Source organism: Mucilaginibacter gynuensis, from assembly GCF_039541195.1.
Classification (GTDB): Bacteria; Bacteroidota; Bacteroidia; order Sphingobacteriales; family Sphingobacteriaceae; genus Mucilaginibacter; species Mucilaginibacter gynuensis.
Genome location: NZ_BAABFT010000004.1, coordinates 227,965 through 240,132, shown reverse-complemented (window position 1 = coordinate 240,132; position 12,168 = coordinate 227,965). Strand labels below are relative to the sequence as shown.

Sequence of the window (12,168 nt, the reverse complement as noted above, 5' to 3'; positions counted from 1 at the left end):
AAAACGGGGCATTTTTTTGTTGATTTTGTTACCTTGCATTAATATTAAATTTATCTGTTAATGAAAAAAGTACTATTAATATTGGCACTGCTCTCCCCGGTGCTTGGTTATTCGCAGGATAAAAAGAAAGGCCCAAAAACTTTCGATCTTATTGTTGGCAGTTATACCAGCGGTAAAAGCAAGGGCATATCAGTATACCGTTTTTACGCGGAAACCGGACGGCTGGCGTACCTGAACGAGGTAGAAGTAAGCAACCCATCATACTTGTGTGTATCAAACGACAATAAATATGTGTACGCGGTAAGCGAAAATGACGACAGCGAAGTAAGCGCCTACGGCTTCGACCCTAAAAGCGGCCAGCTAACCTTTATCAATAAGCAAAAAACTAATGGGGCTTCGGCCTGCTTTGTATCGATTGATGAAGATAACAAGAACATTTTTACAGCCAACTACAGCAGCGGCAACGTTACTGTGCTCCCACTGGCTAAAGACGGCTCCATACAGCCTGTTACACAAACCATACAAGGCAAAGGCACCGGCGTTGACAAAAGCCGCCAGGAAGGCCCGCACGCGCACATGTCGGCCTTAACGCCCGATGGCAAATATCTGTTCTATACCGATTTGGGAACAGACAAGCTAAACCTCTTCCGCTACCATAGTTCAGACAAAACACCTTTAACACCGGCATCGCCCGAATCTGTTAGCGTAACCGCAGGCAGCGGCCCAAGGCATTTTGATTTTAGTCCGGATAAAAAGCATATGTACCTGATACAGGAAATGACTGCTAATGTTACCGTATTTGATTATAACGGCGGCAAATTAAAGCAAACACAATCTATCACCATGCTGGCCGATGGTTTTAAAGGCGGAGTTGGCGCTGCGGATATCCACGTATCGCCCGATGGCAAATTCCTGTATGTATCAAACCGCGGCGAGGCTAACGACATTGTAGTATATTCCATCGCCCCGGAAACAGGTATGCTTACCTTTGTAGCACGCACATCTACCTACGGTAAAGGCCCGCGTAACTTCGTTATTGACCCCACCGGTAGCTTCCTGCTGGTAGCCAACCAAAACAGCGATAACATTATCACTTTTAAAATAGACAAAGCAACGGGTAAATTAAATGTATTCGGCGCTCCCGTAAATACGGGTAACCCGGTGTGTTTGAAATTTGCTTCGGCAACAGCAGCGAAGTAAGAGATAAGATTCAGGAATCAAGAAACAAGACGGCGCCTGGGTGCAACCCAAGCGTGGTACGAAGTTATCCGTCAGCAAACAGCTTCGGGTGAAAGCGGGCAGAACTGTGGTGGCCCGGAGCGCAAAGGCGGCATAGTGAACTTGTTGCATGTGGGTGGGGATATGAGCGGCGGGGCAAAAGTTCCAGCCCCAAGTTCTGGCCGCTTTGCAGCGCAGAGGCCATGTGCGGCAAAGAAGCCTTTTGCTGGACAAGGGTTTATTCGCTGTTTGTTTGTTTTTTATAGGTGCTCATGAGATCGCTTCGCTTAGTATGTTACTTTTGCCTTCAAAAGTAATGGGGCCTGCGCCCAAGAGCAGGCTAACGTTAATACAGTACAAGCCTTGAAATAAGCAGAAGAACGCGACGAGATTGCTTCGTTCCTCGCAATGACGCGGGTTTTAAATAACGCGGGTTTCAAACACAAGAATCCTGATTCAAGGATCCTGACTCTTGCATCTTTATTCTTACTTCTAAACAAAAAAGGCTTGCAGAAATTTCTGCAAGCCTTTTTTGTTTTTATTCCGAAGGAATAATCAATTATTTTTTGGTGAACGAATAAACTACATACCCTGTTTGAGTACCAATAGGAACCGGCGATTTCAGTATCAGAGTTGAGCCTGTTGCCGAGCCGATATCTAAACGGTAACCCTCGGTTACGTTTTTGGCTTTATCACCTTCGTATATCTTTTTAAATTGAAACTGTGTACCTGTACTACCGCCGTTATAAACAGACCAGAAAATGGTTTGTGATGTACCATCGGCCAGGGTGTAAATACCGTTACCGCTGTTGGTCAGTTTCCATACGCTGCCTACAAACGCGCTTGGCGGGGCCTGGTCAAATACGTTTTGTACCGCGTTTGAAAGTAAACCACCTTCGTAGGTTACTGTATTTAGCACCCATGTATTCACAAACTTATCGCGTGCTACATGGCTTGAAGTGGCGTTTTTGGTAGTTGAGCAAGCCGACAATACAAACGTAACGGCTAAAACTGCAAGAGCATATTGAAATATCTTTTTCATGGCTTTTTGTGTATTATTTGAATATTAAACAGCAATATTAGTAAAAGGTTTAATATTTATAACTGCGAACCGCTGCGTTCAATTACCTCACGGTAATAGTTTTCGTACAGTGGCAGTATGTTAGCCAGGTCGAAAACCTTTGCACGGGCAAGGGCGTTTTCTTTAAACTGCGCTAACCGCTCGTCGTCTTCCAGCATGTATATCGCCCTTTCGGCCATGCCGTCAACATCGCCTACATCGCGCAAGAAGCCAGTTTCGCCATCAACATTCAATTCCGGCAAACCACCTGCATTGGTACTGATTACCGGTACTTTACAGGCCATCGCTTCCAAAGCAGCCAAACCAAAACTTTCCGATTGCGAAGGCATCAGGAATAGATCGGATACCGACAGAATCTCTTCAATAGCATCCTGCTTACCTAAAAAGCGTACGTGATCGGCAATTCCCAAATCGCGCGCCAGCTGCTCACAAACAGAGCGTTCACCACCATCCCCTACCATCAGCAGTTTCGATGGAATCTTTTTTACTACCTGCGCAAATATCTTCACTACATCTTCGGTACGTTTTACCTTACGGAAGTTGGAGGTATGCACCAGTATCTTTTCGCCTGCCGGGGCTATGGCTTTCTTAAAGTGGTCTTTGGCTTTCAGGCTGAAACGGTTAAGATCGATAAAGTTCGGGATCACCCTGATCTCGTTCTCGATATCAAAAAACTCGAAAGTATCCTTACGCAAATGCTCCGATACAGCCGTTACCCCATCAGATTTATTGATGGAGAACGTTACCACCGGGCTGTAAGTACGATCTTTACCTACGAGGGTAATATCGGTACCGTGCAGCGTGGTAACAAACGGTATGTTGATGCCGTAAGTTGCCAATATCTGCTTGGCCATAAACGCCGCCGAAGCATGCGGAATAGCGTAGTGTACGTGCAGTATGTCCAGTTTTTCAAACCTTACCACATCAACCAACCTGCTGGCCAGGGCCAGTTCATAAGGTGGAAAATCAAACAGCGGGTACTTTGAAACCGCTACTTCGTGGTAAAAAAGGTTTTCAGAAAACAGATCGAGCCGGGCGGGCTGATTGTAAGTTACAAAGTGTATCTGATGACCGCGTTCGGCAAGGGCCTTGCCTAATTCTGTTGCAACAACCCCGCTACCGCCAAAGGTTGGATAACAAACAATTCCTATTTTCATTAATATGACTGTTCTTTTTTAAGTGGTTCTGAAGTAATACTGTGCATCAAAAAATTAGCTAAGCACATTAGGTAATTACCGGTGCAAGTTTAACAGCAATTTATGGTAAATGTGTTACCCGTATGTAAAACTTATACGACGGAGAAACTCGCCCACGCCATGGCTTCGCCCGACATCCTTCTCTGCTGCGTGTACAGGGCGCCTTCAATTTTTTTACACCCTCTTTGAGCAAAGCTCAGAGAGGGTGATCCAGCGAAGCGTAGATCGGGTGAGTCCTCTACGACATAGAGGACACTACGTCCTTAACAGACCGCAATCTTTGAACTCAACTTTGGCAACTTTTAAAAAGTTGCCAAAGTTTTCAATAGCGTGTGCGGCGGGACGCCGCGTAATAGTCGTCACTCGGCTAAAGCCGCAGCGACTGCGGGATGTTTTAAAACAGCATACAGAAAAATCTCTGTGTAACTCCGTGCAAACCTCCGCGCACTCTGTGGTAAAATCTTCATTGCCATACAAAAGCACTACCATTCCTATATAAAGAACAAAACGTCAATAGATCCTTCGCTCCGCTCAGGATGACAGTGAGAAGAATAGCTTTACAATCCTTTCTCTATCGCCTGATACACCACATCCTGTATCCTGCCCCTGATGCGGAGGTTCGATAGCTTGTCGGTTACTTTGGGGTAAACCCTGTTGGATAGGAATATATAAACAAGGTTATATTTAGGATCAACCCATACGCAGGTACCGGTATAGCCGGTGTGGCCAAAGGTTTGGTCGGAGGCCAGCTCTGATGGGTAATGACGGGTAGCAATAGGATCCCAACGGTCGAAACCCAATCCGCGGCGACTAACCGGTGATTGTTTTGATGTAAACATTTCTACCGTTTCGGGTTTCAAGTACTGCACACCACCGTAGTTACCTTTGTTCAGCATCATTTGCATTAAAATAGCGATATCATTAGCCCCGGCAAACAAACCGGCATGCCCCGATACCCCACCTGCCAATGCCGCACCCTGATCGTGCACGTAACCATCTAACAGGGTATGTCTGAAATAGGTATCATCCTCCGTAGGCACTATCTGATCTATACTGAAACGGTTGCGTGGTAAAAAGCCCGCGGTTTGCATCCCCAGCTTGTTATAAAACTGATCCTGCACGTAAACATTCAGCGGTTCGGCGGTGATGGTTTCAACTATCTCCTTCATAAAGTACATACTCAAATCGCTGTATTCATACTGACCGCGGGTACGCAAACCTGTTTTCAGCATGGTGGGCAGCATCACATCTTTATAGTAATCCTTCCGCACAAAATAATTATCGGCCACCTTGGTTGGGTACATTGCCGATGAATCGCTGCTGTGGTCGGTTGGTTTTATACGGTCGTGAAACGGTATGTAAGGCACCAGTCCGGCCTGGTGCAGCATCAGTTCGCGCACGGTAATATTATTTTTGTTAGTGGCACGAGCCAGCGGAATATAGCTGCCCATGGTTGAATCGAGACTGATCTTCCCCTCATCATACAAACGCATTACCTGCATGGTGGTGGCGCTTATTTTAGTTACCGATGCCAGATCGAAAATGTCGGTTATCTTATCGGGCATTTCAGCCTCATAGGTATGGTAACCGTAAGCCTTGTTAAATACCACCTTGCCATCTTTAGCCACCAATACCACACAGCCCGGAGTAGCATGTTGCAGCATGGCTTCTTTAGCGATGTTATCAATACCGGTTAAATTATTGGAGTTGATACCCGCCGCTTCGGGGATGGTGTATTGCAGCCGCGTTTTTTGTGTAGTAAAACCCATATTGGCGCTATACCTTGCCGAAAACGTACGGCTAAGCTTTTGTGTAACAGGCACCCCGCCGAAAATAGCCTGCGCCATAACAGATGACGATACCGGCGTAACCTGTTCCGACCATAATATCGGACTGGTAAAATCTTCCAGCAGGGCAAGCGAGTTGCCATTGCCAAAAAGCGCTACCACTACGTTCTTTATTTTTTGGTTGGCCTTAATAAAGCCGAGTACCTGTGGATTATTGAGGTCGATATCGGTTACCTGTATAATGAGGGTGTTATAAAATTTCAGATCGAGCGCCAGCGTATTGATATTTTTAGGGCCGAGATAATCGGTTCCCTTAAATTGCTGCACTTTGGCATACCTGGTAAGCAGGCTATCAAAGGCTACGTTATACGTATTGGAGAAATTGATGCTGGCTATTTTCACCTCATCAAGCTTTTGCAGCGGAACAGTTTGCTGTTCGTTATTAAGCAGTACGATGGAATTTTCTACGGTTGTTTCCTCTTTAAGGTAGGCCATAGCGGTCATGGGCGGGTTTTGCGCGCAGGCCGAGTTAAACAATACAAATAACAACAGCACTAAAGGCACATAACCATACTTATTTTTTCTCATACGTACTAACTAACGATATTTTTTGTTTCTTAATGTTTAACCTGTAGTTTTTATTACAATCAGTAAACCGTAAAGTTATGCCTCTAAATAATTAATTTAGCGCCGAAATAGAAATAGAAGGGAATTTTTTTTAATGCCAGATATCATACAGCTTTTACCTGATGCCGTTGCCAATCAAATTGCCGCCGGTGAGGTGGTGCAGCGCCCTGCATCAGCGGTAAAAGAATTGGTGGAGAATGCCATAGATGCCGGTGCCGATAAAATACAGCTGATACTTAAAGATGCCGGAAAATCACTAATACAAGTTATTGATAACGGCTGCGGCATGAGCCTTACTGATGCCCGCATGAGCTTTGAGCGCCACGCCACCTCAAAAATACGCAAGGCCGACGACCTGTTTGCCATACGCACCATGGGTTTTCGCGGGGAGGCTATGGCTTCTATTGCCGCTATTGCACAGGTGGAGTTAAAAACCCGCCGCCACGAGGATGAACTGGGCACTTGCCTCAACATTGAAGGTTCGGAAGTGATTAGCCAGGAGCCATGTTCAACTAATACGGGTACATCCATCGCCGTAAAAAACCTGTTTTACAATACGCCCGCCCGCCGCAACTTTTTAAAAAGCAACCCGGTGGAGATGCGCCACATTATCGACGAATTTCAACGTGTGGCACTGGCTAATCCGCAGGTGTTTTTAACCATGCACCACGATGGGCAGGAGGTATACCACCTACCTGCATCAGCTTTGAAACAGCGTATTATACACCTTTTTGGTAACAATTACAACCAGCGTTTAGTACCTGTTGAAGAAGATACCACCATTATAAAGCTGCACGGCTTTGTTGGCAAGCCCGAGTTTGCCCGTAAAACCCGCGGCGAGCAGTTCTTTTTTGTAAATAACCGCTACATACGCGATGCTTATTTAAATCACGCGGTGCTGACAGCTTTTGAAGAATTGCTGCCCGATGAAAGCTTTCCGCTGTATGTGCTGTTTATCGATATCGATCCGGCAAAGATCGATATCAACGTACACCCTACCAAAACCGAAATTAAATACCAGGACGAGAAAGCTATTTACGCCATTATCCGTTCGGCGGTAAAACGCTCGCTGGGTAAATATAATATTACGCCTACTTTAGATTTCGACCAGGAGAACAGTATCGGTCACCTGATCACCGAAAAACCTTTGGATGAGATAGTAGCGCCAACCATCGCCTTCAACCCCGATTTTAACCCCTTCGCGGGCGAAAAACGGGCCGACAGGGAAACCTCATTCATGCGTAACTCGGCCGAAAGGCGTGCTAACCCAATCCCTCAAAACTGGGATACGCTGTACCAGATAGCCAAACGGGAAACTGCCGACGTACAGCACGAACTGCACGAAGAAAAAAGCATTTCGGTAGATGAGCAGGAGGTGAACAAAAGCAGTGAAAGGCAATTGTTCCAGATCCATAACCGTTTTATCCTGTCGCAAATAAAATCGGGCTTTATGCTGATCAGTCAGCAAGCCGCGCACGAGCGCATTTTGTACGAACGCTTTTTACAACAATTGCAAAACCATTCGGGCGTGAGCCAGCAGAGCCTTTTCCCGCAATCTGTCACACTAAACAGTGCCGATTTTGAGTTATTAAAAGAGCTTTTGCCCGATATTCGCGCGCTGGGTTTCGACATCAGGGAGTTTGGTAAGAACACCGTGGTAGTTGAAGGTATCCCCGCCGAACTCAACAACGTGGGCGAGCACGAGCTGCTGGAACATTTACTGGAAGGATTTAAAAACAACCAGGCTATTTTAAAGTTAAATAAGCGCGATAACCTTGCCCGTTCGCTGGCGCGCAACGCCGCCATAAAAGCCGGCACCAAATTATCTTTAGAAGAAATGAACTTGCTGATAGACCAGCTTTTTGCCTGTCAAATGCCTAACCTGGCCTTGAACGGTAAGCCTGTAATCAGTACATTTACAATGAACGAACTTTTTGAACGATTTGAAAAATAGCCGACAGGCTTAAACCTGAATAACAAGATGATGCAATCGCCCTTAGCTAATATACCGCCGGTAATAAAAAACCTGCTGATCATCAATATCATATTTTTTATAGCCACATATACCCTACCGGGATTAGAACTTACAGCGAGGCTTTCTGCATTTTATCCGCTTGCCCCACTTTTTAAAGCCTGGCAGCCCATAACTTATATGTTTATGCATGGCAGCCTGGGCCACATTTTCTTTAATATGCTGGCGCTGGTTATGTTTGGTTCTACCATTGAAAGGGTATTGGGTTTAAAACGCTTTGTTGAGTTTTATTTTATAACCGGTCTTGGTGCATTGGCGTTGCACATGGCTGTGCAGGCGATTGAGTTACACGCGGCTATCGGTTCGTTCAGCATCGCAAATGTTGACCCCACGGCTATGCTAAGCCAAGACGCGGTTCAAACAGCTACAGATATTTACCGAACACCTATTTTAGGTGCTTCAGGTGCTGTTTTTGGTGTATTGCTTGCATTTGCTTACCTGTTCCCTAATACTGAATTGCTTATTCTTTTCATCCCGGTGCCTGTAAAAGCAAAATATGTTGTTGCAGGTTACATGGCAATAGAACTTTTTTCGGGTTTCGGACGTTTTCAAAATGACTCTGTTGCTCACTTTGCACATATTGGTGGTGCGCTGTTTGGCTTCATCCTGCTTAAAATATGGGGTTACAGAAGTTCAAATAATATGTACTAAATTACCTGTGTATAAACCATGACACTCTGGCAAAATATTACTTATAAAATTCAAAGCACCGGCAGTAAACTGTATTACCTGATCGGTATTAACGTTTTTGTTTTTTTATTGAGTAGCCTTGTCCCGCGTGTTAGCGCATACCTGGCTTTTTCGCCCGATGTGGCCATCCTATCATCCCATTTATGGACGCCTGTAAGCTTCATGTTTATGCATGTGGGCATATTGGCTATCATATTCAATATGCTTTGGCTGTACTGGATAGGCACCGTATTTGAAGATTTTTTAGGCTACAAACGCATAGTAGGTTTGTACATAATGGGCGGCCTTGCGGGCGCGGCGCTGTATTCGGCCTGTTATTACCTGGTGCCTTTAATAACTCATACTGCTTTTTTAAGCAACGCCGCTATACCGGGCGGCATCGCGGCGCTGCTGGCTATTATAGTAGGTACAGCAACCCTCGCCCCAAATTTTGAAATAAAACTGATACTTTTTGGCAACGTTAAATTAAAATGGCTGGTGGTAGTTTACATAGTTGCCGACCTTATTAATTATAACAGCGCAAACGCGGGCGAAAAGATAGCCCACCTTGGCGGTGCCATACTTGGTTTTGCTTATATTAAAAGCCTGCAAAACGGTACCGACTGGCTTGGCGCCATCAGTAACCTGTTTAAACCACGCCCCAAACTGAAGGTAGTTTCACGGAATTTCGAAAAAAATACAACCTCGTACCCCCCGCAGGAGGAAATTGACCGTATATTGGATAAGATTTTGCAATCGGGCTATGATAGCCTGAACAAGCAGGAAAAGGAAGTATTATCTCGGGCCAGCAAGGATGAAGGATAAAAAAAAGAAGTTACCCTTTATTGATCGTTTCTTTTTATGGATAAACTATCTGTTATGCGGCGCATTGCTTTTAAGTTACCTGGCGCCTGTTGTTAACCCATCAAGCAACTGGATCATCGCGTTTTTCGGGCTGGCTTACCCGCCGCTGTTGCTGCTCAATATCATCTTAATTATTTACTGGGTATTGCGCAAGCGCATATATTTCGCCCTGTCGCTCATTAGTATACTCGTTGGGTATAATGTATTGTTCAATAATATAGGCTTCCGTTTTTCGGGCGATAGTAAACCGCAGCCCGGTGCCATAAAGGTAATGACCTACAACGTGCACGATTTTAAACCCTTCGGCTACCAAAACGATGTAGTTACCAAGCACAACATGCTTAAGCTGATAGAAGCGCAACAGCCGGATATTATCACCTTTCAGGAGTTTTATACCCGCGCCCATGGGGAGTATGCCATGATAGACTCTATGAAGAAGCTGATGAACAGCAGCCATTATTATTTTGAGCCTTTCCGTTCAAGCGCCCAGGAGGCTATCGGTATGGCTATCTTCTCAAAATACCCTATAATAAAAACCGGCCTCATTAAGCTGGTGAACGATTTGAGCGATAACCAGTGCCTTTATGTAGATGTAAAAAGAAATAACCGGATATTCAGGGTATATAACGTGCACCTGCAATCCATCAGGTTTGATCCTGTCGATTATCGTTACCTCGATACCATATCGCAAAAAGGCAAAACCAGTTTACGCGCCAGCCGTCGCTTAGGCAGCAAACTAAAGCAGGCATTTATTAAACGCAGCAAGCAGGTATTTACCATACGCGAGCACACCGCGCAATGTACCTACCCGTTTTACATAGCCGGCGATTTTAACGATACGCCATCATCGTTCGCGGTAAATCAAATGTGTAAGGGCTTAAAAAACGCGTTCCGCGAAAAGGGAGCCGGTTTGGGGCGTACCTACAACGGGAATTTCCCTAACTACCAGATAGATTATATTATGGCGAGCCCGCAGTTTGAAGTGGCGGCTTACCGCATCATCGAGAAAAAATTATCAGACCATTATCCGTTATATACTGAATTATTGTTAAAGTAAACCTCCGGCCAACAGAAGGGCACTTTTATAATATGAGTATAAAAAGTAAGCACCCTTTGGCAAGATTTAGAGGGGGTTTCGTAAGTTTGCGCACATGAAACAAAATTTATTTGTTTATAATACCCTTACAAGAAAGAAAGAAGAATTTAAACCGCTGAACGCGCCACACGTGGGCATGTACGTTTGCGGTCCTACAGTTTACAGCGATGCCCACATGGGCAATTGTCGTACCTATATATCATTCGACCTTATTTTCCGTTACCTTACTCACCTGGAGTATAAGGTGCGTTACGTACGTAATATTACCGATGCCGGTCACCTTGAAGGTGATGCAGATGAAGGTGAAGATAAAATATCAAAGAAAGCCAAGCTGGCCAAACTGGAACCTATGGAGATTGTACAAAAGTACACCGTTGGTTTCCACGAGGTGATGGCGTTGCTTAATATTTTACCGCCAAGCATTGAACCTACCGCTACCGGCCACATTATTGAGCAGATAGAGCTGGTAAAACTTATACTGAAAAGCGGTTTTGGTTACGAAGTTGACGGTTCGGTTTACTTTGATGTGGAGAAATACAATTCTACACAAGATTATGGCATACTAAGCGGCCGTAACCTTGATGATATGCTGAACAATACCCGTGCGCTGGGCGGTCAGCAGGAAAAACATGGCAAGCTTGATTTTGCCCTTTGGATAAAAGCCAAGCCCGAGCACTTGATGCAATGGCCATCGCCATGGGGCAACGGCTTCCCGGGCTGGCATTTGGAATGTTCGGCCATGAGCCATAAATACCTGGGCGACCAGTTTGATATTCACGGCGGCGGGCTCGATCTGATCCCTACCCACCATACCAACGAGATAGCTCAAAACGTAGCATCGTGCGGTAAAAACCCGGCTAATTACTGGATCCATACCAACATGCTTACCGTTAACGGGCAAAAAATGTCGAAATCGTTAGGGAACAGTTTTTTGCCGCACGAGCTTTTTTCGGGTAATAACCATATCCTTAACAAGGCTTACAGCCCTATGATGGTGCGCTTCTTTATGTTGCAGGCGCATTACCGCAGTACGCTCGATTTTGGTAATGAGGCCATGGAAGCATCAGAAAAAGGCTTTAAAAGGCTGATGAACGCTTTCTCGTTACTTAATGAATTGCAACCATCGGGCAGTACCGAGGTGCAGATAGCACCGCTTATTGAACGTTGCTATGAGGCCATGAACGATGATTTTAACAGTCCGGTACTTATTGCCGAACTTTTTGAGGCTTCGCGTGTTATCAACTCCGTAAAAGATGGCAAGCTGAAAATAGATGCCGAAAATCTCGACTTGCTTAAAAGCATGATGAACACTTTTGTGTTGGATGTGCTGGGTTTAAAAGATGAGCAGGCCGGTAACGATGAGCTGCCAAACGTAATTGATTTTATAGTGAAACTGCGCAACGAAGCCAAAAGCAACCGCGACTATGCCACATCTGATAAGATACGTGATGGATTGCAAAAAGTAGGCATTCAGCTAAAGGATGGTAAAGAAGGCACCAGCTGGAGCAAAATTTAGAATGGATATGAATTAACACACCATATAATTAATATTACCTTAGTACGTTTAAAAACAGGTTAATCCCTAATACAACCAGGCA

9 protein-coding genes are annotated in these 12,168 nt (G+C 45.1%); 6 read left to right on the top strand and 3 right to left on the bottom strand.

Annotation, left to right across the window (positions count from 1 at the left end; all coding sequences use genetic code 11):
- Positions 1-60 precede the first annotated feature (60 nt).
- Positions 61-1,200: a lactonase family protein gene (locus ABD894_RS10085; RefSeq protein ID WP_345210897.1), complete on the top strand. Its 1,140-nt coding sequence runs from the start codon at positions 61-63 to the stop codon at positions 1,198-1,200.
- A 577-nt stretch (positions 1,201-1,777) separates the two neighbouring features.
- Here ABD894_RS10085 and ABD894_RS10080 read toward each other — a convergent pair.
- The 3 genes from ABD894_RS10080 to ABD894_RS10070 all read right to left on the bottom strand — a co-directional run bounded on the left by ABD894_RS10080 (position 1,778) and on the right by ABD894_RS10070 (position 5,870).
- Positions 1,778-2,260 carry a hypothetical protein gene (locus ABD894_RS10080; protein ID WP_345210896.1) on the bottom strand — a complete coding sequence of 161 codons (483 nt, stop codon included), beginning with the start codon at positions 2,258-2,260 and terminating at the stop codon, positions 1,778-1,780.
- Positions 2,261-2,316: 56 nt separating this feature from the next.
- Positions 2,317-3,456, bottom strand: a complete 1,140-nt coding sequence (bshA, locus tag ABD894_RS10075) for an N-acetyl-alpha-D-glucosaminyl L-malate synthase BshA (RefSeq protein WP_345210895.1) — start codon at positions 3,454-3,456, stop codon at positions 2,317-2,319.
- Between the two features lie 596 nt (positions 3,457-4,052).
- A complete protein-coding gene (locus ABD894_RS10070; protein ID WP_345210894.1) occupies positions 4,053-5,870 on the bottom strand; it encodes a serine hydrolase domain-containing protein in 1,818 nt (605 codons plus the stop codon).
- 133 nt (positions 5,871-6,003) lie between these two features.
- On the opposite strand from ABD894_RS10070, the gene mutL reads away from it, so the two are divergent.
- The 5 genes from mutL to cysS all read left to right on the top strand — a co-directional run bounded on the left by mutL (position 6,004) and on the right by cysS (position 12,086).
- A complete protein-coding gene (gene mutL / locus ABD894_RS10065; protein ID WP_345210893.1) occupies positions 6,004-7,863 on the top strand; it encodes a DNA mismatch repair endonuclease MutL in 1,860 nt (619 codons plus the stop codon).
- A 27-nt stretch (positions 7,864-7,890) separates the two neighbouring features.
- Positions 7,891-8,592 (top strand): rhomboid family intramembrane serine protease, encoded by a 702-nt coding sequence (locus tag ABD894_RS10060; protein WP_345210892.1) that lies wholly within the window; start codon positions 7,891-7,893, stop codon positions 8,590-8,592.
- Between the two features lie 18 nt (positions 8,593-8,610).
- A complete protein-coding gene (locus ABD894_RS10055; protein WP_345210891.1) occupies positions 8,611-9,435 on the top strand; it encodes a rhomboid family intramembrane serine protease in 825 nt (274 codons plus the stop codon).
- Positions 9,425-10,531: an endonuclease/exonuclease/phosphatase family protein gene (locus ABD894_RS10050; RefSeq protein ID WP_345210890.1), complete on the top strand. Its 1,107-nt coding sequence runs from the start codon at positions 9,425-9,427 to the stop codon at positions 10,529-10,531. Before ABD894_RS10055 ends, ABD894_RS10050 begins: the two co-directional genes overlap by 11 nt.
- Before the next feature lie 94 nt (positions 10,532-10,625).
- A complete protein-coding gene (gene cysS, locus ABD894_RS10045; RefSeq protein ID WP_345210889.1) occupies positions 10,626-12,086 on the top strand; it encodes a cysteine--tRNA ligase in 1,461 nt (486 codons plus the stop codon).
- The last annotated feature ends 82 nt before the right edge of the window (positions 12,087-12,168 follow it).

Bases quoted from the DNA above. Each gene is read 5' to 3' on its own strand.
- ABD894_RS10085 (WP_345210897.1), top strand. From the start codon at position 61: ATGAAAAAAGTACTATTAATATTGGCACTGCTCTCCCCGGTGCTTGGT.
- ABD894_RS10080 (WP_345210896.1), bottom strand. From the start codon at position 2,260: ATGAAAAAGATATTTCAATATGCTCTTGCAGTTTTAGCCGTTACGTTT.
- bshA (WP_345210895.1), bottom strand. From the start codon at position 3,456: ATGAAAATAGGAATTGTTTGTTATCCAACCTTTGGCGGTAGCGGGGTT.
- ABD894_RS10070 (WP_345210894.1), bottom strand. From the start codon at position 5,870: ATGAGAAAAAATAAGTATGGTTATGTGCCTTTAGTGCTGTTGTTATTT.
- mutL (WP_345210893.1), top strand. From the start codon at position 6,004: ATGCCAGATATCATACAGCTTTTACCTGATGCCGTTGCCAATCAAATT.
- ABD894_RS10060 (WP_345210892.1), top strand. From the start codon at position 7,891: ATGATGCAATCGCCCTTAGCTAATATACCGCCGGTAATAAAAAACCTG.
- ABD894_RS10055 (WP_345210891.1), top strand. From the start codon at position 8,611: ATGACACTCTGGCAAAATATTACTTATAAAATTCAAAGCACCGGCAGT.
- ABD894_RS10050 (WP_345210890.1), top strand. From the start codon at position 9,425: ATGAAGGATAAAAAAAAGAAGTTACCCTTTATTGATCGTTTCTTTTTA.
- cysS (WP_345210889.1), top strand. From the start codon at position 10,626: ATGAAACAAAATTTATTTGTTTATAATACCCTTACAAGAAAGAAAGAA.